This is a genomic window from Streptomyces indicus (genome assembly GCF_900100315.1).
In the GTDB taxonomy this organism is placed as follows: domain Bacteria; phylum Actinomycetota; class Actinomycetes; order Streptomycetales; family Streptomycetaceae; genus Streptomyces; species Streptomyces indicus.
This window is the reverse complement of record NZ_FNFF01000011.1, coordinates 166,409-190,848: the sequence shown is the minus strand read 5'-3', so window position 1 is coordinate 190,848 and position 24,440 is coordinate 166,409. Positions and strand designations below refer to the sequence as shown.

General features: G+C 71.3%; 25 protein-coding genes and 1 riboswitch. Of the genes, 12 read left to right on the top strand and 13 right to left on the bottom strand.

Annotated elements, in window-relative coordinates:
- The first annotated feature begins 152 nt into the window (after window positions 1–152).
- Window positions 153–878 carry a response regulator transcription factor gene (locus BLT97_RS25235; RefSeq protein ID WP_093614000.1) on the top strand — a complete coding sequence of 242 codons (726 nt, stop codon included), beginning with the start codon at window positions 153–155 and terminating at the stop codon, window positions 876–878.
- 143 nt (window positions 879–1,021) lie between these two features.
- On the top strand, window positions 1,022–2,449 hold the full coding sequence (locus tag BLT97_RS25230; protein WP_093613998.1) for a sensor histidine kinase: 1,428 nt from the start codon (window positions 1,022–1,024) through the stop codon (window positions 2,447–2,449).
- On the opposite strand, the gene BLT97_RS25225 is transcribed toward BLT97_RS25230, so the two are convergent.
- The 3 genes from BLT97_RS25225 to BLT97_RS38635 all read right to left on the bottom strand — a co-directional run bounded on the left by BLT97_RS25225 (window position 2,446) and on the right by BLT97_RS38635 (window position 4,887).
- Window positions 2,446–2,877, bottom strand: coding sequence for an ATP-binding protein (locus BLT97_RS25225; protein WP_093614107.1), 432 nt, complete (start codon window positions 2,875–2,877; stop codon window positions 2,446–2,448). The genes BLT97_RS25230 and BLT97_RS25225 overlap by 4 nt on opposite strands.
- 257 nt (window positions 2,878–3,134) lie before the next feature.
- On the bottom strand, window positions 3,135–4,529 hold the full coding sequence (locus BLT97_RS25220) for a metallophosphoesterase (protein WP_425442764.1): 1,395 nt from the start codon (window positions 4,527–4,529) through the stop codon (window positions 3,135–3,137).
- Window positions 4,530–4,644: 115 nt separating this feature from the next.
- Complete coding sequence (locus tag BLT97_RS38635) at window positions 4,645–4,887, bottom strand: SCO4848 family membrane protein (protein ID WP_245769532.1); 243 nt, start codon at window positions 4,885–4,887, stop codon at window positions 4,645–4,647.
- A 148-nt stretch (window positions 4,888–5,035) separates the two neighbouring features.
- On the opposite strand from BLT97_RS38635, the gene BLT97_RS25215 reads away from it, so the two are divergent.
- A complete protein-coding gene (locus BLT97_RS25215) occupies window positions 5,036–6,286 on the top strand; it encodes a D-alanyl-D-alanine carboxypeptidase family protein (RefSeq protein ID WP_342742773.1) in 1,251 nt (416 codons plus the stop codon).
- On the opposite strand, the gene BLT97_RS25210 is transcribed toward BLT97_RS25215, so the two are convergent.
- The 4 genes from BLT97_RS25210 to BLT97_RS25195 all read right to left on the bottom strand — a co-directional run bounded on the left by BLT97_RS25210 (window position 6,237) and on the right by BLT97_RS25195 (window position 9,225).
- Complete coding sequence (locus tag BLT97_RS25210; RefSeq protein ID WP_093613992.1) at window positions 6,237–7,151, bottom strand: YihY/virulence factor BrkB family protein; 915 nt, start codon at window positions 7,149–7,151, stop codon at window positions 6,237–6,239. The genes BLT97_RS25215 and BLT97_RS25210 overlap by 50 nt on opposite strands.
- Window positions 7,152–7,201: 50 nt before the next feature.
- Complete coding sequence (locus BLT97_RS25205) at window positions 7,202–7,612, bottom strand: GtrA family protein (protein ID WP_093614105.1); 411 nt, start codon at window positions 7,610–7,612, stop codon at window positions 7,202–7,204.
- A gap of 107 nt (window positions 7,613–7,719) precedes the next feature.
- Window positions 7,720–8,595 carry a decaprenyl-phosphate phosphoribosyltransferase gene (locus BLT97_RS25200; protein WP_245769539.1) on the bottom strand — a complete coding sequence of 292 codons (876 nt, stop codon included), beginning with the start codon at window positions 8,593–8,595 and terminating at the stop codon, window positions 7,720–7,722.
- Between the two features lie 123 nt (window positions 8,596–8,718).
- Entirely contained in the window at window positions 8,719–9,225 is a 507-nt protein-coding gene (locus tag BLT97_RS25195) for a phosphatase PAP2 family protein (protein WP_093613988.1), read from the bottom strand.
- A gap of 225 nt (window positions 9,226–9,450) precedes the next feature.
- Here BLT97_RS25195 and dprE1 point away from each other — a divergent pair, with 225 nt between their 5' ends.
- Together dprE1 and dprE2 are read left to right on the top strand one after the other, a co-directional pair.
- A complete protein-coding gene (gene dprE1 / locus BLT97_RS25190; RefSeq protein WP_093613986.1) occupies window positions 9,451–10,815 on the top strand; it encodes a decaprenylphosphoryl-beta-D-ribose oxidase in 1,365 nt (454 codons plus the stop codon).
- Between the two features lie 45 nt (window positions 10,816–10,860).
- A complete protein-coding gene (gene dprE2 / locus BLT97_RS25185; RefSeq protein WP_093613984.1) occupies window positions 10,861–11,616 on the top strand; it encodes a decaprenylphospho-beta-D-erythro-pentofuranosid-2-ulose 2-reductase in 756 nt (251 codons plus the stop codon).
- 76 nt (window positions 11,617–11,692) lie between these two features.
- Here dprE2 and BLT97_RS25180 read toward each other — a convergent pair whose 3' ends face one another.
- The 3 genes from BLT97_RS25180 to trpS form a co-directional block, all read right to left on the bottom strand.
- Complete coding sequence (locus tag BLT97_RS25180) at window positions 11,693–12,877, bottom strand: hypothetical protein (RefSeq protein WP_143041383.1); 1,185 nt, start codon at window positions 12,875–12,877, stop codon at window positions 11,693–11,695.
- Between the two features lie 8 nt (window positions 12,878–12,885).
- Window positions 12,886–13,467 (bottom strand): 2'-5' RNA ligase family protein, encoded by a 582-nt coding sequence (locus tag BLT97_RS25175; protein WP_093613980.1) that lies wholly within the window; start codon window positions 13,465–13,467, stop codon window positions 12,886–12,888.
- Window positions 13,468–13,648: 181 nt separating this feature from the next.
- Window positions 13,649–14,662 (bottom strand): tryptophan--tRNA ligase, encoded by a 1,014-nt coding sequence (gene trpS / locus BLT97_RS25170; RefSeq protein WP_093614103.1) that lies wholly within the window; start codon window positions 14,660–14,662, stop codon window positions 13,649–13,651.
- A gap of 191 nt (window positions 14,663–14,853) precedes the next feature.
- Between trpS and BLT97_RS25165 the strand changes: the two genes are divergently transcribed.
- The 3 genes from BLT97_RS25165 (at window position 14,854) to BLT97_RS37995 (ending at window position 17,251) form a co-directional block, all read left to right on the top strand.
- Entirely contained in the window at window positions 14,854–15,471 is a 618-nt protein-coding gene (locus BLT97_RS25165; protein WP_093614101.1) for an RNA polymerase sigma factor, read from the top strand.
- The gene (locus BLT97_RS25160) at window positions 15,464–16,264 is read left to right on the top strand and encodes a hypothetical protein (RefSeq protein ID WP_245769530.1); all 801 of its coding nucleotides are present in this window, start codon (window positions 15,464–15,466) and stop codon (window positions 16,262–16,264) included. Before BLT97_RS25165 ends, BLT97_RS25160 begins: the two co-directional genes overlap by 8 nt.
- A 222-nt stretch (window positions 16,265–16,486) precedes the next feature.
- Window positions 16,487–17,251, top strand: a complete 765-nt coding sequence (locus BLT97_RS37995) for a hypothetical protein (protein WP_093613978.1) — start codon at window positions 16,487–16,489, stop codon at window positions 17,249–17,251.
- 48 nt (window positions 17,252–17,299) lie between these two features.
- Here the strand turns inward: BLT97_RS37995 and BLT97_RS25150 are convergent, their stop codons facing one another.
- Window positions 17,300–18,757 (bottom strand): glycine hydroxymethyltransferase, encoded by a 1,458-nt coding sequence (locus BLT97_RS25150; protein WP_093614096.1) that lies wholly within the window; start codon window positions 18,755–18,757, stop codon window positions 17,300–17,302.
- Between the two features lie 47 nt (window positions 18,758–18,804).
- Window positions 18,805–18,891, bottom strand: a riboswitch (ZMP/ZTP riboswitch).
- A gap of 258 nt (window positions 18,892–19,149) precedes the next feature.
- Here BLT97_RS25150 and BLT97_RS25145 point away from each other — a divergent pair.
- The 4 genes from BLT97_RS25145 to rocD all read left to right on the top strand — a co-directional run bounded on the left by BLT97_RS25145 (window position 19,150) and on the right by rocD (window position 22,839).
- Complete coding sequence (locus BLT97_RS25145) at window positions 19,150–19,533, top strand: VOC family protein (protein ID WP_093613976.1); 384 nt, start codon at window positions 19,150–19,152, stop codon at window positions 19,531–19,533.
- The gene (locus BLT97_RS25140) at window positions 19,533–20,030 is read left to right on the top strand and encodes a DinB family protein (protein WP_245769529.1); all 498 of its coding nucleotides are present in this window, start codon (window positions 19,533–19,535) and stop codon (window positions 20,028–20,030) included. The genes BLT97_RS25145 and BLT97_RS25140 overlap by 1 nt, the downstream gene beginning before the upstream one ends.
- A 204-nt stretch (window positions 20,031–20,234) precedes the next feature.
- Window positions 20,235–21,518: an RNA-guided endonuclease InsQ/TnpB family protein gene (locus BLT97_RS25135; protein ID WP_093613974.1), complete on the top strand. Its 1,284-nt coding sequence runs from the start codon at window positions 20,235–20,237 to the stop codon at window positions 21,516–21,518.
- A gap of 103 nt (window positions 21,519–21,621) precedes the next feature.
- Entirely contained in the window at window positions 21,622–22,839 is a 1,218-nt protein-coding gene (rocD, locus tag BLT97_RS25130; protein WP_093613972.1) for an ornithine--oxo-acid transaminase, read from the top strand.
- 25 nt (window positions 22,840–22,864) lie between these two features.
- On the opposite strand, the gene BLT97_RS25125 is transcribed toward rocD, so the two are convergent.
- Both BLT97_RS25125 and BLT97_RS25120 read right to left on the bottom strand, forming a co-directional pair.
- Window positions 22,865–24,046, bottom strand: coding sequence for a glutathionylspermidine synthase family protein (locus BLT97_RS25125; protein WP_093613970.1), 1,182 nt, complete (start codon window positions 24,044–24,046; stop codon window positions 22,865–22,867).
- Window positions 24,047–24,050: 4 nt separating this feature from the next.
- Window positions 24,051–24,404 (bottom strand): hypothetical protein, encoded by a 354-nt coding sequence (locus BLT97_RS25120; protein WP_093613968.1) that lies wholly within the window; start codon window positions 24,402–24,404, stop codon window positions 24,051–24,053.
- Between the last annotated feature and the right edge of the window lie 36 nt (window positions 24,405–24,440).

The following is a 24,440-nucleotide window of genomic DNA, read 5'->3' as shown; positions in this document are numbered from 1 at the left end:
AACCGGTCCGTATCGGATGCTGGTCGTCCCCCTGAGCGTGGACTTCAGAATCCCGTCCGGCGCGCGTACGTGGTGTGTCGCGGCCATGACTCTCAAGGAACTCCAAGGCTCCGCCCGGTCCCCCGTTCAACGAGCCGGGCGATACTCAGGTCATGAACGCCGGGGAGGAAGTGGGCAAGGGAGCGGTCGTACTCGTGGTCGAGGACGAACCCTCCATAGCGGACGTGCTCGCGATCGCCCTGCGCTACCACGGGTTCGAGGTGGTGTGGGCGAGCTGTCTGCTGCAGGCCCGCGCCCGGGTCGCCGAGCGGCGGTTCGACGCGGTGCTGCTCGACGTGATGCTGCCGGACGGGGACGGGCGGGCCTTCGGGCGGGAGCTGCGTGACGGGCACCCGGAGACGGCCGTGGTGTTCGTGACCGCGCGCGACGCCCCCGCCGAGATCGTCGGGGCGCTCGGCTTCGGTGACGACTACATCACCAAGCCGTTCCACATCGACGAGGTGGTGGCCCGGATCACCGCGGTGCTGCGCCGCACCCGGCCGGCCGACGTGCTGCCGGCCCGCCCGCCGCTCACGTACGGGAATCTGGAGCTGGACGAGACCACGTACACCGTGCGCCGCGCGGACCGCCCCGACGGCCCGCGCGTCGAGGTGCAGCTGACCCCGACCGAGTACGCGCTGCTGCGCTTCCTGGTCCGCAACGGCGGCCGGATCGTGCCCAAGGAGCAACTCCTGCGCCACGTATGGCAGTACGAGCACCAGGCCGAGTCCACCGTCGTCGAGACCTACATCAGCTACCTGCGGCGCAAGCTCGCCCCGCTCGGCCCGTCGCTGATCACCACGCGGCGAGGCGTCGGCTACGGCCTGGCGGCCGCGTGAGGCGCGAGCTGCGGGGGCTGTTCCTGGGCGTCCGGCCGCACGGGCGGGGCCGGTTGCCGGGGCGGGGCCGGTGGCCGGGTCGGGACCGGCCGCACCGTAGGCGTCACCACGGGCTCGCGACCCTGCGCGCCAAACTCACCGTGATGAACGTCGTCATCCTCGCCCTCGGCATCGTGGTCGCGACGGCGGTGACCATCACCTCGATGCGGCACTACCTCCTCGACCGCATCGACTCCGAACTCGTCTCCTCGCGCACCGCCCTGGAGAACACCGGCTTCACACGCGCGCAGATCGACGCGCTCAGCGCGATCGGCTCACTCCGCGACGACCTGCTGCTCGCGGACGCGGCCGGCACGCTGCCGCGCCCGGAGACGGTGTTCGTCGCGGTGGACGGCGAGGGGCGGCCCGTGACCTTCGCGGGCATCCCGCCCACCGCACGGCAGCGCGAGCTGGCCGCGGAAGTGGACGATCCGCGCGCCCTCGCGGCCACCGACGCGATCACGGACGTGCACTTCGGCGGCGACACCTTCCGGGCCGTGGGCGCGCGCCTCGGCGACGGCACGGTGGTGGTGATGGCCACGTCCGTCGAGGCGGTACGGGACGGCATGGCCAAGAGCCTGAAGGTCGATCTGGGCGTGGGGGCAGGCCTGTTGGTGCTCCTCGGGGTCCTCACCCTCATGGGGGCGCGCCACCGCCTGCGCCCCCTGGAGGACATGGTGGAGACCGCGTCGGCCATCGCGGAGGGCGACCTCACGCAGCGCGTCCCGGCCCGCAAGGACCCCGTACTCGAGATCGAACAGCTCCGCCTGGCCCTCAACTCCATGCTCCACCAGGTCGAATCCGCCTTCGAGACCCGTGAGCGCAGCGCGGCCCAGCTGCGCCGCTTCGTCGCCGACGCCTCCCACGAACTGCGCACCCCGCTCGCGGCGATCCGCGGCTACCTCCAGCTCTACGACAAGGGGATGCTGCGCGAACAGGCCGACCGGGACCGCGCGGGACAGCGGGTGCGCGCGGAGACGGACCGCATGGCCCGCCTCGTCGACGAACTCCTCACCCTGGCCCGTCTCGACCAGCAGGCCGAACTGGTCTTCCAGGAGGTCGACCTGAGCCGGCTCGCCCGCGAGGCGGCCGAAGACCTGCGGGTGCAGGAGCCGGACCGCCCGGTCCGCGTGTCGGCCGACGGCCCGCTCCTGGTCCGCGCCGACGAGTCGGGGCTGCGGCAGGTGGCGGGCAATCTGCTGGCGAACGTCCGTATCCACACGCCCGGTTCGGCGGCGGTGCACATCTCGGTGACCCGCACCGGAGACCGCGTCCTGCTCACGGTCACGGACGAGGGCCCCGGCCTGCCCGCGGAGGACGCCGCCCGTATCTTCGACCGCTTCTTCCGCGCGGGCGGCGGCGCGGGGAGCGGGCTCGGGATGGCGATCGTCCAGGGCGTGGTGGCGGCACACGGCGGAGAGGTCACGGTGGACACGGCGCCGGGGGAAGGGCTTTCGGTACGGGTGGAGCTCCCGGCCGCCCGAAGGTCTGCCCAGGCGCCCGAACAACCGCCTCGCCGGGCTGTGTTCTAACTGGCTGTGTTCTCACCGGGCTGTCTTCGCTCCGTGCCCACCAGCGCCCACACCGTCTTCCCGTACCGCCCGCGCTGCCACACGCCCCAGGTCTCGGCCACCGCGTCCACCAGGCGGATGCCGCGGCCGTGTTCGGCGAAGGGGCCCGGGTCATGGCGCAGGATCGGTTCCGCAGAGGACTCGTCCGAGACCTCGATCAGGCAGCAGCCGTCCGCGAGCACTGTCACCGCAACCTCGAACTCCCGCTCAAGGACCGGCCCGTGGCGGACCGCGTTCGTCGCGAGTTCCGACACGAGGAGCACCGTGTCGGCCACCGCGCCGGTCTCGCCGGTGTGCCCCCAGGCCGCGAGGTGTTCACGGACGCGCAGCCGTGCGAGGCCCACGGACGCGGGGTGCCGGGGCAAGCGGAACGCATGGCGCCGCAACACGTTCTTCACCTCCGGACACCCCGCACGCACGGGATTCGCACAAGATGCTGCGCTGCCGGAGCGGCAGTTGTCACCGGTCCGCGGAGGCGGCGGCCCCTTTCGGCCATGGGGCCTATGCCACTGGGTGCGGGCAGAGCGGCAGAAGCCGCCCAAGTCGCCCGCTCAAGTCGTACGGTTCCGGCCAAGCGCGGCGCATCGGCGCGCCCCGACCCGGCCGAAAACCCACCCTCGGCAGCCCGTGCCCGAGGGCTCCCGTCTCACGCCTGCCGGGAGGCGAGCGTCACCACGGTGATGTCCGACGGGGCCCCGACCCGCACCGGCGGCCCCCACGCCCCGGCGCCGCGCGACACGAACAGCTGCGTGTCGCCGTAGCGTTCCAGGCCGGCGAGGGTGGGGTTGGCGAGGTCGGCGATGAGATTGCCCGGCCACATCTGGCCACCGTGGGTGTGGCCGGAAAGCTGGAGGTCCACTCCGTGTTCGACCGCGTCGTGGATGACCACGGGCTGGTGCGCGAGGAGGACCGAGGCGCGCGAGCGGTCGCGGTCGCCGAGCGCCTTCACGAAGTCGGGGCCCTGGCCCTCGCTCTCGCCGGCCACGTCATTCACGCCCGCAAGGTCGAAGCCGTCGATCTCGACGCGGGCGTTCTCCAGCGGGTGCAGGCCGAGTTCGCGTACGTGGTCCACCCACTGCGCGGCGCCCGAGAAGTACTCGTGGTTGCCGGTGACGAAGTACGAGCCGTGGCGCGAGCGGAGCTGCGCGAGCGGTTCGGCGGCGGGGCCGAGGTCCTCGACGCTGCCGTCGACGAGGTCGCCGACGACGGCGACCAGGTCGGCCTGCGTGGAGTTGATGGTGTCGACGATGCGCTGCGTGTGCGCGCGGCCCAGGATCGGTCCGAGGTGGATGTCGCTGACGACGGCGATACGGAAGCCGTGCGCGGCGCGCGGCAGCTTCGCGAGCGGCACGGTGATGTGCTTGAGCTTCGGTCCGCGCAGCACGTTGTACGTACCGAACCCGACGGTCCCGACCGCGGCGGCGGCCGCGGCTCCGCCGACGATGCGGGAGACGAAGAGGCGGCGGGAGGGGTGGGGGCGCTCAGGGGTACCCCGGACGGACCCCTCCCTCCCGGGGGCCGAGCCCTCTTCAACCCTATCGCCGCCCACTGACAACGGCCCCTGGCCGCCTGCGTCCTGGGCCGCTTGGCCGCGTGCCTCCTGGGCCGCTTGGCCGCCTGCGTCCTGAGCCCCGGAACCGCCTGCGGCCACCGCGGCCGGCGCAGGATCCACCGCAGCCGGCTCCCCGACCGACGGCACCCCCTCCCCCGCAGCCGCCGCATCCCGCTTCCGCAGCCACCGCAGCAGCAGCGGCCGCACCACCTCGCCGGCCAGCAGCCACAGCGTCAGGTAGAGGAACAGCGCCATCCACAGGTAGCCGGGCCAGGCGAGCACCTGCTGGAGTCCGAACGGCAGCCCGGCCCGCGCCCCCGCGAACGCGCCCACCATCAGCACCAGCGCCGTGACGATCACGGCCGTCCCGGCCTTGCGTCCCGCCGACCGCGGCGTGGTCGTGTCGCGTACGAGCCGGCGCCACAGGTAGTAGTGCAGCCCGAGCAGGGCGGAGAAGGCGGCGAGACCCGCGAGGACGAAGAGGACGATCACCGCTGCTGCTTCCTGTCGTTTACCGCTGGCCGGCCGGCCACTGAGGCGCCCCGCTCACGTACGGCGCGAAGTCCGTCATGACATACGGCGCAAAGTCCGCCACGCCGAACGGCTATGACGTACGGCGCAGTGCCCGCACGCCACGCAACCCGATGACGCCGACGACCGTCCCCAAGACAAAGGACACCACGGCGAGCAGCAGATGGACCCAGAAGTATCCGGTCGGGTCACCGGCGTCGTCGAACGCGAGACCGCTTCCGTCCTTGACCAGGTTCTTGACGAAAGTGATCCAGATGATCCACGACCACACCCCGAAGGCGAGCAGGAACCAGGAGACGGGTCGGCTGAGCTTCATACGCCCAGTATCGCCGTCGCCCCTGCGGCCACCGTCCCGGGGTATCCCCTGGACGGAGTCCTCGCGGAGGGGTGGTGCGAGTGATCCCCGGCAGACACAGGGTGACCCGGCACACACTCGTACGGGTAAGACCTGTACGTTCTCGACCGTGCCTGCCATGAAGAAGACCGTACTAACGGTCGTATGCGCCAGCCTGATGACCATGTCTGCCGTCGCGCCCGCTGTCGCCGACGACAAGCCGGGGAAGAAGGACGACACGGCGAAGCCGCCGGCGAGCATGTCGAAGGTCGGCGGTGTCCAGCTCGGCAAGGCGGGCACGCAGGTCAATCTCGGGGCCGGCGCGCCGGTGCTGCCGAAGAAGCTGTCGGGCCGTTCATGGATCGTCGCGGACGCCGAGTCCGGCGAGGTGCTCGCCGCGCACAACGCGCACTGGCGGCTGCCGCCCGCCTCCACGCTGAAGATGCTCTTCGCGGACACCCTGATCCGGAAGGGCACCCTGCCCAAGGACAAGGTCTACAAGGTCAAGGACGCGGACCTCGCGGACGTCGGCGAGGGGTCGAGCCTGGTCGGCGTCAAGGAGGACCACACCTACACGGTCCACGACCTGTGGCTCGGGGTGTTCCTGCGGTCGGGCAACGACGCGGTGCACGTGCTCTCGCACATGAACGGCGGAGTCCGGCAGACCGTCTCGGAGATGCAGGCCCACGCCGAGGAGCTCCAGGCCCTCGACACGCACGTGGTCAGCCCGGACGGGTACGACGCCGAGGGCCAGGTGTCCTCCGCGTACGACCTGACTCTGATCGCGCGCTCGGGCCTGCAGGAGGCGGACTTCCGCGAGTACGCGGCCACCGCGCGCGCCCAGTTCCCCGGCGAGGGCCAGGGCAAGAAGCGGGACCACTTCGAGATCCAGAACACCAACCGCCTGATGACCGGCGACTACGGGCTCAACCCGTACAAGGGCATCGCGGGCGTCAAGAACGGCAACACCACGCACGCGGGCGCCACCTTCACCGGGGTCGCCGAGCGGAACGGCAAGGTGCTGCTCGTGACGGTGATGAACCCGGACTCCGACGAGCAGAACGCCGTCTACCAGGAGACCGCCCGCCTCTTCGACTGGGGCTTCAAGGCCGCGGGCAAGGTGAAGCCGGTCGGCGAACTGGTGGCGCCGCGCAGCGTGGAGAGCGGCACCGAGGGTGCGGCCGCCCCCGAGAAGGACGACTCCGACAGCGCGCAGGGATCGCTGTCGAGCACCGCGACCGCCGCGGCCGACGAGGGGTCGAGCGGGGTCGGGATCGCGCTCGCGGTCACCGGCGGTGTGCTCGCGCTCATCGGCGCCGGGGTGTTCGTGGTCAACCGCCGCTGGCCGCTGCCGGACCTGGTGCGGCGGGCGCGCCGCTGAGCGTGCCCTCGGGTGCCTGCTTGCTCTGCGTCGCCGTCCAGGCGGCGCAGAACAGGAGCAGTTTCGCGGTGAAGTTGATCCACAGGAGCAGCGCGACGGGGACGCCGAAGGCCCCGTACATGGACTTGGCGGCCACGCCCTTCATGTAGCCGCCGAGCAGCGCCTTGAGCAGTTCGAAGCCGATCGCGCCGACCAGCGCGGCCACGAAGAGCCGGCGGCGCGGCGGGTGCACCCCGGGCAGCAGCGTGAGCAGGTAGAGCAGGATCAGGAAGTCCGCGAGGACGGCGAGCGCGAAGACCACGACCAGAAGCAGCCAGCCCACCCAGCTCTGGTCGTCCAGGCCCACGGCCCGGGTCAGCCAGACGGCCGCCGTGGTGCCGACGGTGGAGGCGACGAGGGAGAGCAGTCCCGTCAGGCCGAGACCGATGAGGATGCCGGCGTCCTTGACCTTGGCGAGGACGGGGTTCTGCTCCTCGTCGTCCTTGCCCCAGACCGCGCGCAGGCACTCCCTTATGGTGCCGACCCAGCTCACGCCGGTGAACAGGAGCAGGGCGCCGGCGATCACACCGACCGTGCCGGCGTTCTCGACGAGGCCGCCGATGTCCAACTGGTCGGAGATTCCCGGGATCTGCTCGCTGATCTTGTCCTGCAGTTCGAGCTGCTTCTCCTTGGAGAGGGTGGCGGCGGCGATCGCGGCGGCCACCGTGAGCAGCGGGAAGAGCGCCAGGAAGCTGACGAAGGTCATCGCGCCGGCGAGCCGCGCCCAGTGCGCCCGGTCGAGGGTCTCGTAGGAGCGGTAGGCGTGGGTGGTCATCAGGCGCGCCACGAGCGGCCCGATGCCGGGGAGTTTCTTCAGCCAGTCCATGTCACGCCCACTCCCGTCGTTCCCTGCCGGGCCTCTCGCGTCGTTCCATGTCAGGCCGCCTTCCCGGCCGTACGGAACACCAAGCTCCGAGTACCCCAGAACCGCAGGACCGTGGCGAGCGCCATGCCCACGCCGGCGCCGGAGATCGTGTCGGCGCGCGGGGAGGTGTAGCCGAGGCCGTAGTGCGAGACCGCGAGGCAGAGGAGCTGGACGAGGGCGCCCGCGATGTTCACCGCGAAGAACACCGCGTACTGCCGCATCCGGGAGACGCCCGGGGTGCGGCCGCGGTACGTGCCGAGCGCGTTGCCCGCGTACGCCACCGAGCAGCCGGCCACGAAGGAGAGGGCCTTGGCGGTCAGCGGGTCCCAGCCCAGCGGGCCGCGCAGCCAGATGAACAGGCCGAGGTCGGCGGCGTAGGCGCAGATCCCGGCGGCGGCGAAGCCGAGCAGCTCGGGGCCCATGGCGCGCAGCCGGGCCGCGAGCCCGGAGCTCTTCGCGCGCAGGCGGGCGAGGAGTCCGGGCCGTTCGGCGGGTCCGTCCGTACGGGCCCGCGGGGGCGCCGAGGTGCTCACAGGTCGGCCACCGCGAGCCCGTACATCCCCACCCACACCAGGGCGATGAGCGCGAGCGGCTTGTCGCGCAGGACCACGTCCTCGGGGGCGCCGGCGGTGCCGCGGTCGGCGAAGACGGCGTAGCGCAGGATCGCGAGGATGAAGGCGACCATCGAGAGCTGGCGCCAGGGCAGCAGGCCGGTGCCGCCCTCCTCCATGGCCCACAGGCAGTACGCGAGGACGGCCACGCCGGCCGCGAGCTGCCACACGAAGCGCAGATAGCCGGTGGTGTACTCGGTGAGCAGCGCGCGCGTGGCGCCGAGCTTGCCGGGGTCCGACTTCACCGCCTCCGAGTAGCGCTTGGCGGAGACCATGAAGAGCGCGCCGAACCCGGTGGTGATGAGGAACCAGCGCGAGAGCGGGATGCCGAGGGCGACACCGCCGATCATCGCGCGCATCAGGAACCCGGTGGTGACGACCACGAGGTCGACGACCAGGACGTGCTTGAGGCTGATGCAGTACGCGAGTTGCATGCCCACGTACGCCGTGAGCAGCGCGGAGGTCATGGGCGTGCAGAGCAGGGCGGCGGCGGCCGGGGCGAGGACGGCGAGCAGCCCGCCCGCCGCGTACGCGACCGGCACGGGGACCTGTCCGGCGGCGACCGGGCGGCGGCACTTCTCGGGGTGGGCGCGGTCGGCCTCGGCGTCACGGGCGTCGTTGATCAGGTAGACGGCGGACGCGGCGGCCGTGAACAGGCAGAACACGATCGCCAGTTGGGCCGCGGTGCCGCGCGTGAAGAGCTCGCCGGCGGCGGCCGGGGCGGCGACGACCAGGACGTTCTTGATCCACTGGCGCGGGCGCGCGGTCTTGAGCAGGCCGAGCGGGAGGCTGATCGGGCCGGGGCGCTGCGGGGGCGAGGTGGGGGGCGACTGCCGGTCGAGAAGGGTCACTTGGCGGCCTCCGCGAGGATCAGGGCGACGGTCACTTGGCGGCCTCCATGAGGAGCAGGGCGACGGTCACTTGGCGGCCTCCTTGAGCATCCAGCGGCTGCCGAGCCGCGCGGTGGCGGCGCCGAGCGCGGCGCCGGCCGCGATGTCGCTCGGGTAGTGCACGCCGACGACCATCCGCGAGACGCACATGGCGGCGGCGAGCGGCGGTACGAGACGGGCGCCCGCGGGCCGCAGCGCCCCGTAGGCGACCGCGGCGGCGGCCGCGGAGGTGGCGTGCGAACTGGGGAACGAGTGCTTGCCCGCGGTGCGCACCAGCGGCTCGGCGTCCGGACGCGGCCTGCGCACCAGGCGCTTGACGCCCATGCTGGCCAGGTGTGCGCCCGCGGTCAGGGCAGTGCCGCGCAGCCAGGCGCCGCGCCGCTCCTTGTCGAGCGCGGCGCCGGCCAGGCCCGCGGCCAGCCACAGCGCCCCGTGCTCGCCGCAGAAGGACAGCGCGCGGGCGGCGGCCGCGATCTGCGGGTGCTGTCCGGTGTCGCGCAGGGCTGCGAGCAGCCGGTGATCCATCTCGTGCATGGAGCCTCTTCGTTGCCGTCGGTTCGGCCGTGGGGTCGGCCGAGGGGTTCGCCGTGGGTTTCGGACCGCCGATCCACCCGAGCGGCCGTATGCCGCAAACGACTCTTCTAGCCAACGGGCCAAGAATTACGGCAATGTTGGGCGACACCCCCTCAATCACCCGTTTCGGTGAGGGGTCCGACAGGTTTGGCAAACCTGCCCTCAACGGGCGATAGCGTCGCGTCCATGTTTGCCGAGGAAGCCGAGGCCGAGACCGTCTCCGTCACGGGTTGGGGCCGCACCGCCCCGACCACCGCCCGCGTGGTGCGCCCCCGTTCGTACGAGGAGGCCGCGGACGCCGTCCGCTCCTGCGGCGCGCGCGGGGGCATCGCGCGCGGCCTCGGTCGCGCGTACGGGGACGCGGCGCAGAACGCGGGGGGCGCCGTCCTCGACATGACCGCGCTCGACCGGATCCGCGCGATCGACGCCGAGGCGGGCGTGGTGGTGTGCGACGCGGGCGTGAGCCTGCACCGCCTGATGGAGGTCCTGCTGCCGCTCGGCTGGTTCGTACCGGTGACGCCCGGGACCCGCTATGTGACGGTGGGCGGTGCGATCGGCGCCGACATCCACGGCAAGAACCACCATGTCTCGGGGTCGTTCTCGCGCCATGTCGCCGCCCTCGACCTGCTCACGGCCGACGGTTCGGTCCGTACGGTGCGGCGCGGCGAGCCGCTCTTCGACGCCACCGCGGGCGGCATGGGCCTGACCGGCGTGATCCTCTCGGCGACGGTCGAACTGCTGCCCGTACAGACCTCGTTGATGTCCGTGGACACCGAACGGGCCACCGACCTCGACGACTTGATGGCCCGCCTCACCGCCACCGACCACCACTACCGCTACTCGGTCGCGTGGATCGACCTGCTCGCGCGCGGCGCCGCGATGGGCCGCTCGGTCCTGACCCGCGGCGACCACGCGCCGCTCGACCAACTGCCGGTACGGGCCCGGCGCACGCCCCTCGCCTTCCGGCCCGGACAGCTCCCGGCGGCGCCCGCGTTCGTGCCCGAAGGGCTGCTCGGCAAGGCGACCGTGGGGCTCTTCAACGAGCTCTGGTACCGCAAGGCGCCCCGCTCGCGCCGCGGTGAACTGCAGAAGATCTCCACGTTCTTCCACCCGCTCGACGGGGTGCCGCACTGGAACCGGATCTACGGCCGCAGCGGCTTCGTGCAGTACCAGTTCGTCCTCGGATACGGCAAGGAGGAGGCGCTGCGCCGGATCGTCGAGCGGATCTCCACGCGCGGCTGCCCCTCCTTCCTCGCCGTGCTCAAGCGGTTCGGCGAGGGCGACCCCGGCTGGCTGTCCTTCCCGATGCCCGGCTGGACCCTCGCCCTGGACATCCCGGCCAACCTGCCCGGCCTCGGCTCCTTCCTCGACGAGCTCGACGAGGAGGTCGCTGCGGCCGACGGGCGGATCTACCTCGCGAAGGACTCACGGCTGCGGCCGGAGCTGCTCGCGTCGATGTACCCGCGGCTCGGCCAGTTCCGCGCGCTGCGCGAAGAGCTCGATCCGCGCGGGGTGTTCACCTCGGATCTGTCGCGGCGGCTTTCCCTCTGATCCCGCTGGCCTCTTGGGCCTCGTACGACTGCTGATGGAGTTTCGATGAAGGACGCGTTCGGCACCCCCCAGTCCCTGCTGGTGCTCGGCGGCACCTCCGAGATCGCGCTGGCCACCGCGCGCCGGCTGGTCGCGCGCCGCACCCGCACCGTGTGGCTGGCGGGGCGGCCCTCGCCCGCGCTGGAAGCGGCGGCCGCGCAGCTGCGGGACCTGGGCGCCGACGCGCGCACGGTCGCGTTCGACGCGCTCGACACCGAGTCGCACGAGGAGGTGCTCGGGAAGGTCTTCACCGAGGGCGACATCGACATGGTGCTGCTGGCGTTCGGGGTGCTCGGCGACCAGGAACGCGACGAGGACGAGCCGTTGTCGGCGGTACGGGTCGCGCAGACCAACTACACGGGCGCCGTCTCCTCGGGGCTGATCTGCGCCAACGCGCTGAAGCGGCAGGGGCACGGCTCGCTGGTCGTGCTGTCCTCGGTGGCCGGCGAGCGGGCCCGCCGCGCCAACTTCATCTACGGCTCCTCGAAGGCCGGCCTCGACGCCTTCGCGCAGGGGCTCGGGGACGCGCTGCACGGCACCGGGGTGCATGTGATGGTGGTGCGGCCCGGCTTCGTCCGCTCGAAGATGACGGCCGGTATGAAGGAGGCGCCGCTGGCCACGACCCCCGAGGCGGTGGCCGAGGCGATCGAGGCGGGGCTGCGGCGACGTTCGGAGACGGTGTGGGTGCCGGGGGCGCTGCGCGTGGTGATGTCGGCGCTGCGGCATGTGCCGCGACCGGTGTTCCGGAAGTTGCCGGTGTGAGCAGCGGGGGCGGGCGGCTGCCGGTGTGAGCGACGGGGGCGGGCGGCTGCCGGTGTGAGCGACGGGGGCGGGCTTCTTACGCCTTGCCCTCAAGCCGTACGACCACGGGCGCCGAGAACGGGGCGCCCGACTGGTTGACCTGCACGTGTCCGGCGCCGATCACCGTGTCGGTGCCGGGCACCCGCAGGACCGACTCCAGCCACAGCGACTGCTTCGAGCCGGCGCGCGCGCCGGTCGATCCGGGCAGCCGCTCACGCTTGATCTTCACGCAGGTGCCCGCGTCGGTGACGTACCAATTGCCGTCCAGGACAAGGCCCTTGCCCTCGTCGAGCACCGGCGGGCGGTCCGCGCAGCCGCCCTGCTCGGGCGGCAGGTCCCTCCAGCGGGTGCCGTCCCAGCGCAGCCGCACGGACTCGTCGCCCGGCTCGTTCTCGACCTCTCCGTGGTTGTAGCTGTGCGTCCCGAAGGCGCGCACCTCGCCGTCGCCGCGCACGAAGAGCATCTGCAGGCCCGCGCCCGGCTCCGGTGGTACGGGGTCGGGGAAGCGGTACTGCGGCGTCTCGACGGAGGTGAAGGCGGCGCCGTCCCAGTGCGCGGTGGCGGGCTGGTCGTACGGCTCGCCGTGTACGGCTTCGGTGCCCGGGCCGGTCGTGCGGTAGCCGGCCGTCCACACGTCGTCCGGTCCCGCCACGGCCAGGTCCTCGACGGTGTGCGGGACGCGGTGGCTGCTCCAGCGGGTGCCGTCCCAGTGCCGGACGCTGCGGCGGTCGGCGCCCACCGCCCAGATGTCCTCCGGCCCCGTGGCCTCGATGTCGCCGACCAGGCCGGTCGGCGGGTTCGCGACCGGTGACCAGCGGGTGCCGTCCCAGGTCAGCCAGGCGTTCCCGGTGGGGTTCGTCTCCACGGCCTCGGTGCGCAGCCACACCGTGTCCTCGCCGAGCTGCTCGAGGCGGGGCGGGTACTGGGTCCGGGCGAGGGCCTCGGGCAGGGGATCGCTCCGCCAGCGCCCGCCGTCGTAGTGCAGCAGACGGGCGGGCGCGCTCGCGGCGTTCCCGGCGGCGACTGCCCAGATGTCGTCCGGTGCGAGCGCGGCGAGGTCCGTGATCCGCCCGCTGCCCTCGGCGATGTGGTCGAACGTCCAGGTGAGGGGGGCTTTGTCGGGGGTCTTGGCTTTCGGGTCCGGCGTACCGCCGCCGGCGCCGCACCCTGCGAGGGCGAGCAGCCCGGTCAGCGCGACCACGGCCCCGGCGTGTCTGCGCACGATCCCGCTCAGCGGGCCGGCAGCGTGCCGTGGTCGGCGGGCGCCGCGGCCTGCGGCGGCACCGCGGGGCCTGCGAAGGGGAACTCGCGCAGCTTGCGCCAGACCCCGTCCGCGCCCTGCTCGTAGAGCGCGAAGCCGGTGCAGGACCACTCCGCCTCGTAGGAGGACAGCTCCTCGTAGGCGCGGTCCATGGCCGCCTCGTCGATGGCGTGTGCGACGGTCACATGCGGGTGGTACGGGAACTGCAGCTCGCGCGCCACCGGACCCGAGGCGTCACGGACCTGCTTCTGCAGCCAGGTGCAGGCCTCGGCGCCCTCGACCACCTGGACGAAGACGACGGGCGAGAGCGGGCGGAACGTTCCGGTACCGGACAGACGCATCGGGAAAGGCCGGCCGCCCGCGGCCACCTCCGCGAGGTGCGCCTCGATCGCCGGCAGGTCCGCCGCGTCGACCTCGGTCGGCGGCAGGAGCGTGACATGCGTCGGGATACCGTGCGCCGCGGGGTCGCCGAAGCCCGCGCGCCGCTCCTGGAGCAGGCTGCCATGGGGCTCCGGGACCGCGATCGAAACGCCGAGCGTTACGGTCCCCACGTCGTGCTCCTTCTTCGGTCCTTGATCGGCTCTGCAGAGGCAGTGCTGCAGGCGCTGCCAGTGTGTCGCGCACACCGGGCTTCTGGCCAGGGTCCTTGGTCCGTCCCTGGCCAGGGGCCTGCGATCGGTGCCGGCGCGGCACGGGGCGGCGCCGGCGGTGTGCGGGTCGGGCGGTCCCGGCTCAGTGCTTGGCGGGCAGGAACCCGATCCGCTCGTACGTGGTGGCGAGGGTCTCCGCGGCGACCGCACGGGCCTTCTCCGCGCCCTTGGCGAGGATCGAGTCCAGGGTCTCCGGGTCGTCCAGGTACTCCTGCGTACGCGTACGGAACGGGGTCACGAACTCGGCCATGACCTCGGCGAGATCCGTCTTGAGCGCACCGTAGCCCTTGCCCGCGTACTTCTGCTCCAGTTCCGCGATACCGGTGCCGGTGAGGGTGGAGTAGATGGTGAGGAGGTTGCTGACGCCGGGCTTGGCCTCCGGGTCGAAGCGGATCTCCATCTCGGTGTCGGTGACCGCGCTCTTGACCTTTTTGACGGTCGCCTTCGGGTCGTCGAGCAGATTGATCAGGCCCTTGGGGTTGGCCGTGGACTTGCTCATCTTGGCCGTCGGGTCCTGGAGATCGAAGATCTTCGCCGTCTCCTTGAGGATGTACGGCTTCGGCACCGTGTACGTCTGCCCGTACCGGCCGTTGAACCGCTCCGCGAGGTCGCGCGTGAGCTCGATGTGCTGCCGCTGGTCCTCGCCGACCGGCACCTCGTTGGCCTGGTACAGCAGGATGTCCGCGACCTGGAGGATCGGATACGTGAACAGGCCGACCGTGGCGCGGTCCGAGCCCTGCTTCGCCGACTTGTCCTTGAACTGCGTCATACGGGAGGCCTCGCCGAAGCCCGTGAGGCAGTTCATGACCCAGCCGAGCTGGGCGTGCTCGGGCACGTGGCTCTGCACGAACAGGGTGCAGCGCTCGGGGTCGAGACCGGCCGCGAGCAGCTGGGCCGCGGCGAGCCGGGTGTTGGCGCGCAGCTCCTTCGGGTCCTGCGGCACGGTGATCGCATGCAGGTCGACGACCATGTAGAAGGCGTCGTGGGACTCCTGCAGCGCAACCCACTGGCGCACGGCGCCGAGGTAGTTGCCGAGGTGGAACGAGCCTGCCGTGGGCTGGATTCCGGAGAGCACGCGGGGTCGGTCAGTGGCCATGCGGACCATTCTCTCAGGCTCGTGAAAGTGCTTGCGCAGACCCGTGCTGCTGCTCGTGCGGAGCCGTGCCGCATGGCCGGGCGGGCCCGCGCCGCATGGCCGTGTGGACCCGCGCCGCATGGCTGCGCGGGCCGGTGAAACTGATCGCCTCCCGACCGGAACCGATCTCGGGCTTCCGGTGTATCAAAGGTGTGAGAACGCGGGAGGGGGCTCGCATCGTCGTCGACGAGGGCTCGGTGATCGCCCGGGTGCGCGCCGGCGAGGCGGAGGCGTACGCGGAGCTGGTGCGCGCCCACACCCCGGTCGCACTGCGCGCCGCGGTCGCCTTCGGCGCGGGCGCCGACGCCGAGGACGTCGTACAGGCGGCCTTCTTCAAGGCCTACCAGTCCCTCGGCCGCTTCCGGGACGGCTCCGCCTTCAAGCCCTGGCTCCTTCAGATCGTGGTGAATGAGACGAGGAACACAGTGCGCTCGGCCGGCCGGCTCAGAGCGCTCGTCGGACGCGAGGCGGCGCTGCTCGGAGCCGAGCCGCGGATACCGGACGCGGCCGACCCGGCCTTCGCGGCTCTCGCCCAGGAGCAGCGGACCGCCCTGCACACCGCGCTCGGCCGGCTGAGCCACGACCAGCGTGCCGTCGTCACCTGCCGCTATCTGCTGGAGATGGACGAGGCGGAGACGGCCGAGACGCTGGGCTGGCCGCGTGGCACCGTGAAGTCCCGGCTGAACCGCGCCCTGAAGAAACTGGGCAGGCTGCTGCCCGCGGACGATGTCCCCGCCATACGCCCGGAGGGAGGTGAGAGGAGTGGGTGAGGACCAGGAGGCCAGGCGAAGGCGCGTCGAGGAGGAGCTGCGGCTGCTCCAGGGCCGGATGACCCTGCCCGGGGTCGACGGACGGACGATGGCCGAGCGGGTGCTGGCACAGATCGTCGCCGAGCAGGTGCCGACCCCGGTCGCCCAGCCGCCCAGCCGCCGCGAGCGGCTGCGCGGCTGGCTCCGTGTGCGGCGCGCGCGGACCGCGGCGGCGCTGACCGGTCTCCTGATCGTCGCGGTCCTGACCCCTCCGGTGCGCGCGGCCGTCGCGGACTGGTTCGACTTCGGCGGGGTCGAGGTCCGCCACGACCCCTCCGCCTCCCTCCCGCCGCCCTCCCCCGTACCGGGCTGCGGCCAGGGGCTTTCCGTCGAGGAGGCGGAGCGCGAGGCGGGCTTCGAGGCCGTGCTGCCACGGCAGTTGAGCGGGCGGCCCACGGCCGCGGTGTCCGGTGACCGCCGGGTGCTCTCGCTGTGCTGGCGCGCCTCGGACGGTTCGGTGATACGGCTCGACCAGTTCAAGGCGACGATCGACCCGGTCTTCTGGAAGACCACGCGCGTCCCGTACGAGCCGGTGACGGTGCGCGGCTCCGGCGAAGGGCTCTGGTTCGACGAGCCGCACAAGCTGCGGATCGACCTGCTCGACGCGGCCCGGAATCCGTACTCGACGACCGTGCGCTCGGCCGGCCCGACCCTCCTGTGGGAGAAGACGGACACCGGCACCCCTTTGACCCTGCGGCTCGAGGGGATCGATCTGCGGGACCGGGCGCTGGAGGTCGCGGCCTCGGTGGAATGACCTCACGCGCGTCGGTGGAATGACCTCGCGTGCGTCGGTGGGCAGCCGCGCGGAACAGGTAGGCGCCTGCCCGCGGTGACCAGCCGCGCACCGCCGTCCCGCCACCGCCCCGCCGCCGTACGGAAAATCGCCCGCGGAAAAGGGGAACCCGGCGGTGGCGGGCGGTGTACCAGAAGTGAATCGGCGCGGACAGGCCGCGCTCGGGACGCTCTGGGGGAACGCATGCGTACGGTACGGAAGTTGGCGACCGCGCTCGGCGCACTCGTGGCCGGACTCGCCCTGGTCCTGCTGGGAGCGCCGGGCGCCACGGCGGGCGGCCCCACGAGCGTGCTGCTCGCCTCACCGACGAACGCGCGGGCCGCGGCGCTCTACGGCCAGGAAGAGACCTACCGGGAGCTGGAGCAGCTGCTGCTGGTCGGCCGCGACATCGCCGGGGACAAAGCCCCGCCCATGGAGACGCTGATGGACGGCCAGATGGTCAATGTCACGTGGATGATCCACGACACGCAGCCGTGGCGCGTGGACCGGGTCTACGCGATGCTGCCCGGCACCAGCGACTACAAGGTCTGGATCCACACGGTCGTCGACCACGAGGGCATGGCTCCCGACCTCAGCAAGGGCGTCTGGCACCTGGCGAAGCAGCCCGGCGAACTGAACGCACTCCTCGACCGGCTCGGCCTCTTCGACGCGTCGTCCGCGGCGGGCGAGGCCACGGAACCCCTCACCCCGGCGCCCGGCGAGACCGAGCCCGCAGGCGCGGGACCGGCCGCCACCCCGGACGCCCGGCCCACCACCACCGCCTCCCCCACGGCCACCACCGGCTGGTGGTGGGCCCTGCCGGGCATAGCCGCCGGCGCCGCCCTGGTCCTCGGCATCCGCCCGATGGCCCGCCGACTGCCCGCCCTGCCCGCGAGGTTGAGGGAGGCCAAGGAGGCCAGGGCACTCGCCCGCGAGGAAGGGCCGCGCGGGGAGCTGATCGACCGGTGACGCGGAGGTGCCCCGCCCGAAGGAAGAGCACCCCCGCGGCACACCGGCTCAGGTGAGGTCGATCCCCGGGTAGAGCGGGAAGCCGGACAGCAGATCCGTGGCGCGGCGGGCCACCTCGTCCGAGACCTTCTCGTCAAGGACGTGCTGGGCCTTCGACGCGGCACCCGACTTCGTCGTGCCCGGCTCGGCGGCCTTCAGCACCGTGTCGATCAGGCCCGCGATCTCGTCCATCTCGGCCGTGCCCAGACCGCGCGTGGTCAGGGCGGGGGTGCCGATGCGGATGCCGGAGGTGTACCAGGCGCCGTTCGGGTCGGCCGGGATCGCGTTGCGGTTCGTGACCACACCGGAGTCCAGCAGCGCCGACTCGGCCTGCCGGCCGGTGAGGCCGTACGACGAAGCGACGTCGATCAGGTTGAGGTGGTTGTCCGTGCCGCCCGTCACCAGCGTGGCACCGCGGCGCATCAACCCCTCGGCAAGGGCACGGGAGTTGTCGACCACACGCTGCGCGTAGTCACGGAAGGAGGGCTGCCGGGCCTCGGCGAGCGCGACCGCCTTGGCCGCCATCACATGCGGCAGCGGGCCGCCCAGCACCATCGGGCACCCGCGGTCCACCTGGTCCTTGAGCGAGTCGTCGCACAGCACCATGCCGCCGCGCGGGCCACGCAGCGACTTGTGCGTGGTGGTCGTGACGATCTGCGCGTGCGGCACCGGGTCGAAGTCACCCGTGAGCACCTTGCCGGCGACGAGCCCGGCGAAGTGCGCCATGTCGACCATGAGCGTGGCACCGACCTCGTCGGCGATCTCGCGCATGATGCGGAAGTTCACGAGACGGGGGTAGGCGGAGTACCCGGCGACGATGATCAGCGGCTTGAAGTCACGGGCCGTCTTGCGCAGGGCCTCGTAGTCGAGGAGGCCGGTGGCGGGGTCGGTGCCGTACGAACGCTGATCGAACATCTTTCCTGAGATGTTCGGCCGGAAGCCGTGCGTCAGGTGGCCGCCCGCGTCCAGGGACATGCCGAGCATGCGCTGGTTGCCGAAGGCCTGGCGCAGCTCGGCCCAGTCGGCGTCCGTGAGGTCGTTGACCTGGCGGGCACCCGCACGCTCCAGCGCGGGGGCCTCCACGCGGTCGGCGAGCACGGACCAGAAGGCGACCAGGTTGGCGTCGATCCCCGAGTGCGGCTGGGCGTAGGCGTGCTGGGCGCCGAAGAGTTCGCGGGCGTGCTCGGCGGCGAGGGATTCGACGGTGTCGACGTTGCGGCAGCCGGCGTAGAAGCGGCGGCCGACGGTGCCCTCGGCGTACTTGTCGCTGAACCAGTTGCCCATGGCGAGCAGCGTGGCCGGGGACGCGTAGTTCTCGGAGGCGATCAGCTTGAGCATCTCGCGCTGGTCGGTGAGCTCCTGCCCGATGGCGTCGGCCACGCGCGGCTCGACGGCGCGGATCACGTCGAGGGCGCTGTTGAAGGCGGAGGAGGCCGCGGCGGTGGAGGCGGCGGACGGCTCGGTCATGGTGGTGGACCTCCGGACGAAGACGATGCGTACAGGTTCGTCGTACTCGGTTCGGCCCAGGCGCACGGCACACAGTTCATGAGCCGCTCCCCGATGGTTGATCCCATCTCAGCGCGCCAGTCACGGCCCACTCGTCACCTTACCGGCAGGTGTCCGGGCGAGGTTTCCTCGTCCGCGATGCGAGCAACCGATGATCTTGCTCCAGGTCGGGGGCACGCGTCTCAGCCGCCCTGATACCCAGGGCCCGGCACTCAGGCGGGCTGTCCGAGTTCGCGGTGATCGGCAGGGAAGGAAAGGGGCTGCCTCCGCAGCGGACCCTGGTTGTCACCGCTGCCGCATACGGTGTGGGCGTCCATATCTTTCGAAATCTCGTTCAAGGGAGAGGCGCAGCGATGGAGCCCTGGTTCAAGGGCATCGGACCCGTCACGTTGTTCATCGAAGATCTGGTGGAGACGAAGAAGTTCTACGAGGACGTCTTCGGCCTGAAGGCGGTCTTCGAGGACGCGGACTCGGTCGTTTTCGACTTCGGCAACGCCTTCGTGAACCTGCTGAAGTCCTCCCAGGCCGGTGAGTTGGTCGAGCCCTCGAAGGTCGCGGGGCCCGAGGCCGGAGCGCGCTTCCAGATCACGATCGAGGTGGAGGATGTGGACGCAGTCTGCGAGAAACTCGCGGAATGCGGGGTGAGGCTCCTCAACGGCCCCCAGGACCGGCCCTGGGGCATCCGGACCGCCACCTTCGCCGACCCGTCGGGCCACGTCTGGGAGGTCGCTAAGTAGTGTCCGACACCGAGATGATGACGCTGCTGGGCGTCCTGAACGACAAGCGCAAGCATGTCCTGGACACTCTCGAGGGTCTCGATGACGAAGCGCTTCGGCGCCCGGTGCTACCGTCCGGCTGGACCTGCCTGGGCCTCGTGCACCATCTCGCCCTGGACGACGAGAAGTTCTGGTTCCGCGCCGTCGCGGCGGGCGAACGGGCCGCCATCGAAGAGATCCTGAGCTCCGAGGACGACGCTTGGGATCCTGCGCCGGAGAAGTCGGCGCAGGAGATTTTCGCCCTGTACCGCAAGGAGAGCGGGCTCTCCGATGCGATACTCGCCGGCACCGCCCCGGACGCACCCCTGCGCTGGTGGCCACACTTCTTCGACGGCTGGCGCTACGACAACCTCCGTGAAGTCGTCCTGCACGTCATCACCGAGACCGCGACCCACGCCGGGCACCTCGACGCTGTCCGGGAGCTCATCGACGGAAAACAGCGGCTCGTCATCACCTGACCGCCCCCGGCTCCCGGCGAGCCACCTTGAAGTCGTATACGCAGGGAGGAGTTCGACCCGGGCCCGGAATTCAGGCGGGATGTCCCGGTGCACGGTAATCGGCCGAGCAGGAGGCGGGGAGCGAGCACGGGTATCGCGAAGGCGCGGTGCGCGGTTATACCGATTTCGCTCATGTCGGTTGTAACCAGTCGTTACGGTTGGGGTATGAAGGCGGACATGGGGCGCAAGTACCGTGCGTACCCCACCGAGGAGCAGGACAAGATCCTGACCGGGTGGGGACACACCGTGCGTGCCCTGTGGAACGTGGCTTTGGAACAGCGGGTCTACCTGTATGAGCAGCGTCGATACACGCTGCGTTCCGCGGAGCAGTGCAAGCAACTGGCCATCGGCCGGGGCGAGATCGATTGGCTGGCCGACCTGCCGTCCGAGTGCGGGCAGATGGTCCTCAGTCACCTTGACCGGGCGTACGACAACTTCTGGAACCCGGACCATCCGGCCGCCTTCCCTGCCCGGAAGAGGCGCGGTCACCGGCTGTCCATCCCGTTCAAGGGACAGCGCGTCGAGGTCCGCAAACTCAACCGACACTGGGCCGAGGTCCGGCTGCCCAAGCTGGGGTGGATGCGGTTTCGTCTGTCGCGTGCGATCGGCGGGACCATCCGCAACGCCACCGTTTCCCGGGACGGCAACGGCTGGCACGTCTCCTTCGGCGTCCACACCGGAATCAAGCCCGAGCCGCCGAACGAGATGCCCTCGTGTGGTGTGGATTTCGGTGTCGCCGCCTCAGCGTACGTCTCCACCGAGGCCTCACCCCGCCTCATGCCACCCAGCCTGACCGAGACTGAGAAGTCGCGGCTCAAGCACCTGGAGCAGAAGAAGGCCCGCCAGGTCACATACGCGAAAAAGCACAACGGAGGCAAGTACGGGGCGCGTCTGCGCCGCACCATCTCCCAGATCGCCAAGCTCAGGACCCGGCAGGCGAACCGCCGCCTGGATCACACGCACAAACTCACCACCGGCCTCGCCAAAAGCCACGGCATGGTCGGTATCGAGGACCTGCGCGTGAAGAACATGACGAAGTCCGCCAGAGGCACGGTCGAGCACCCGGGCAAAAGGGTCCGCCAGAAGGCGGGGCTCAACCGGTCCATCCTCGACAACATCCCCGGGGAGCGACGCCGTCAGCTGGAGTACAAGACCCGCCTGTACGGCTCCGCGCTGGTCGCGGTCCCGCCGTTCCACACCTCCCAGACCTGCGCCGCCTGCGGAAAGGTCGACCCCGCATCCCGTCAGGGATGCGGCCGGTTGTTCGCCTGCGTCCACTGCGGACACGAGGACGACGCCGACCACAACGCCTCGGTGGAGATCGAGGCCCGTGCCCGCCGGACGGGCGGCACGGTCACCAACAGCACGCGCAGCGTCCCCCGGACGCGAGTCCCGGCCACCGGCCGGAGGCGGATGCGTGAAGCCCGAAAGCCCGCCCACGCGAGCTGAAGGGAATCGCCCTCACGCATAGAGGGGGCGAGAAATCGTCAAGATAGGAACGTGGGCGACACCACCCAGCCCCGGCCGCACGATGAACGGAGACCCCGTGTCGATGACGGAATCCCGCACGCAAGCTTTGATCGCCTCCGCCGACGCGCACAGCGCGCACAACTACCATCCGCTGCCCGTCGTGGTCGCCACGGCCGAAGGGGCGTGGATGACGGACGTGGAGGGGCGGCGCTATCTGGACATGCTGGCCGGGTACTCGGCGCTGAACTTCGGGCACGGCAACCGGCGTCTCATCGACGCGGCGAAGGCGCAGCTGGAGCGGGTGACGCTGACGTCGCGCGCGTTCCACCACGACCGGTTCGCCGAGTTCTGTACGCGTCTTGCCGCGCTGTGCGGCAAGGACATGGTGCTGCCGATGAACACGGGCGCGGAGGCCGTCGAGACCGCCGTGAAGACCGCCCGGAAGTGGGGGTACCGGGTCAAGGGCGTGCCGGACGGGCAGGCGAAGATCGTGGTCGCGGCCGACAACTTCCACGGCCGGACCACCACCATCGTGAGCTTCTCCACGGACCCCGAAGCGCGGGCGGACTTCGGGCCGTACACGCCGGGGTTCGAGATCGTTCCGTACGGGGATCTCGACGCGCTGCGCGAGGCCGTCACGGACGAGACGGTGGCCGTGCTGATCGAGCCGATCCAGGGCGAGGCGGGGGTGCTCGTGCCGCCGGCCGATTATCTGGCGGGGGTGCGGGAGCTGACGCGTGAGCGGAATGTTCTGTTCATCGCGGATGAGATCCAGTCGGGGCTCGGGCGGACCGGCAAGACCTTCGCGTGTGAGCACGAGGACGTCGTGCCGGACATGTACGTGCTCGGCAAGGCGCTGGGCGGCGGGGTCGTACCGGTGTCCGCCGTGGTGGCGTCGCGTGAGGTGCTCGGGGTGTACCGGCCGGGCGAGCACGGGTCGACGTTCGGCGGGAATCCGCTGGCGTGCGCGGTGGCGCTCGAGGTCATCGCGATGCTGGAGACCGGTGAGTACCAGGAGAAGGCGACGGAGCTCGGTGAGCATCTGCACCGTGAGCTGGGGCTGCTTGTCGGGGGCGGGGCCGTGCGCGAGGTGCGCGGGCGCGGGCTGTGGGCCGGGGTCGACATCGATCCGTCGTACGGGACGGGCCGGGAGATCTCCGAGAAGCTGATGGAGCGGGGCGTGCTGGTCAAGGACACGCACGGGTCGACGATCCGGATCGCGCCGCCGCTGGTGATCTCGAAGGAGGACCTGGACTGGGGGCTCGATCAGCTGCGGGCCGTGCTGGGTACGGAGGCATAGCCCTCGTATCTCCGTACAGGAGACGTCAGAGGATCACGTGCGGCAGGAAGCGCGCGTATTCGTCCGTGACCAGGCCGGAGGATTCGCGGATGCCGAGCCCTGCTGCCTCGTTCTCGACCACCCACGCACCGAGCACGACGTGGTTGCCGTCGAAGGCGGGCAGCGGGGCCAACTCCTGGTAGCAGCAGGCGTCTTCGTGTACGGCGGCGGGTTCGCCTGGCCGGTGGACCGTGACTCCGGCGCCCTCGCGGCCGAGCAGCGGCTTGGCCACGTAGCCGGGTCCTTCGGCCAGTTCGCGGGGGCCGTCGAGGTAGGCGGGGAGCAGGTTGGGGTGGCCGGGGAAGAGTTCCCAGAGGACCGCGAGGAGCGCCTTGTTGGAGAGGAGCATCTTCCAGGCGGGTTCGATCCACAGGGTGGTGCCGGTGCCGCCGCCGTTGTCGAGCGTGGTGAGGACGTGCGGGGCGAAGCGGTCGGTGGTCAGCCACTCCCACGGGTAGAGCTTGAAGCAGGAGCGGATGAACTTCAGGCGTTCGTCGACGAAGCGGCCCGAAAGGCGGTCCCAGCCGATCCGTTCGACGCTGAGCGCCTCGGTGGCGAGTCCTGCCTGTTCGGCGGTCTCGCGCAGATACGCCACCGTCATGAGGTCCTCGCCGAGCTGGTCGCTCGCGGAGTGCGCGAAGTGGACGGGTCCGGGCGGCAGCAGCGGGGCCTGGCGCTTCCAGGCGTCGACGAGGCGTTCGTGCAGGGAGTTCCACTGGTCGGCGCCGGGGAAGCGCTCCTCCATCCAGAACCACTGCGGGCTGGCGGCCTCCACCAGGGAGGTGGGGGTGTCCGCGTTGTATTCGAGGAGCTTGGCCGGGCCCGTGCCGTCGTAGCGCAGGTCGAACCGGCCGTAGAGGGAAGGGAGTTCGGCGCGGCGGTGCCAGGACTCGGCGACGCGCGCGGCCACCCGTTCGTCGGTGATGCCGAGGTCGGCGAAACGGTCCTGCTCGACGATGTGGGCTGCGGCCCGCAGGCACATGGTGTGCAGTTCCTCGACGACCTCTTCGAGCGCCTCGACCTCGGGGAGCGAGAAGACGTAGTAGGCGCTCTCGTCCCAGTAGGGGCGCAGGGAGCCGTCGGGGTAGCGGGTGAGCGGGTAGATCAGGCCCTGTTCCTCGACTGTCTCCTGCCAGCCGGGGCGGGGTTCGGTGGTGCGGCGTTCCACGGGCTCAGCCGCCGCCGGAGCCCGAGTCGTCGCAGCCGAAGCCGCCGCGGTCGACGGCCTCGGAGCGGCTGAAGGTGCCGTAGTCGGCGCGGCCGCGGTCGGTCTCGGCGTCGTAGTACCAGGCGCCGTCGACGCGGCTCTTGCTGCCGCTCCCGCGCTTCTTGCCCTTGGCCGAGGAGGAGCTGCCGCAGTACTTGGAGTCGACGATCTTGTAGCCGTCGAAGGTGTAGTCGTCGCGGTCCACGCAGCGCTTGTCCGGATCGCTGCCGCAGGCCGCGAGGGCGGTGGCGAGGACGCCCATGCCGCCGAGGATCACCGTGCTCGACCGCATCCGCCGCGGCCCTGCACCCGCTGCCATGTGTCCACTCCCCCTGTCGACCGTGTGGAACGCAGG

Coding starts and splice junctions, on each gene's coding strand:
- BLT97_RS25235 (WP_093614000.1), top strand. CDS start 153: ATGAACGCCGGGGAGGAAGTGGGCAAGGGAGCGGTCGTACTCGTGGTC.
- BLT97_RS25230 (WP_093613998.1), top strand. CDS start 1,022: ATGAACGTCGTCATCCTCGCCCTCGGCATCGTGGTCGCGACGGCGGTG.
- BLT97_RS38635 (WP_245769532.1), bottom strand. CDS start 4,887: ATGAAGCTCAGCCGACCCGTCTCCTGGTTCCTGCTCGCCTTCGGGGTG.
- BLT97_RS25210 (WP_093613992.1), bottom strand. CDS start 7,151: ATGGACTGGCTGAAGAAACTCCCCGGCATCGGGCCGCTCGTGGCGCGC.
- BLT97_RS25205 (WP_093614105.1), bottom strand. CDS start 7,612: ATGGGCCCCGAGCTGCTCGGCTTCGCCGCCGCCGGGATCTGCGCCTAC.
- BLT97_RS25195 (WP_093613988.1), bottom strand. CDS start 9,225: ATGCACGAGATGGATCACCGGCTGCTCGCAGCCCTGCGCGACACCGGA.
- dprE1 (WP_093613986.1), top strand. CDS start 9,451: ATGTTTGCCGAGGAAGCCGAGGCCGAGACCGTCTCCGTCACGGGTTGG.
- dprE2 (WP_093613984.1), top strand. CDS start 10,861: ATGAAGGACGCGTTCGGCACCCCCCAGTCCCTGCTGGTGCTCGGCGGC.
- trpS (WP_093614103.1), bottom strand. CDS start 14,662: ATGGCCACTGACCGACCCCGCGTGCTCTCCGGAATCCAGCCCACGGCA.
- BLT97_RS37995 (WP_093613978.1), top strand. CDS start 16,487: ATGCGTACGGTACGGAAGTTGGCGACCGCGCTCGGCGCACTCGTGGCC.
- BLT97_RS25150 (WP_093614096.1), bottom strand. CDS start 18,757: ATGACCGAGCCGTCCGCCGCCTCCACCGCCGCGGCCTCCTCCGCCTTC.
- BLT97_RS25145 (WP_093613976.1), top strand. CDS start 19,150: ATGGAGCCCTGGTTCAAGGGCATCGGACCCGTCACGTTGTTCATCGAA.
- BLT97_RS25135 (WP_093613974.1), top strand. CDS start 20,235: ATGAAGGCGGACATGGGGCGCAAGTACCGTGCGTACCCCACCGAGGAG.
- rocD (WP_093613972.1), top strand. CDS start 21,622: ATGACGGAATCCCGCACGCAAGCTTTGATCGCCTCCGCCGACGCGCAC.
- BLT97_RS25120 (WP_093613968.1), bottom strand. CDS start 24,404: ATGGCAGCGGGTGCAGGGCCGCGGCGGATGCGGTCGAGCACGGTGATC.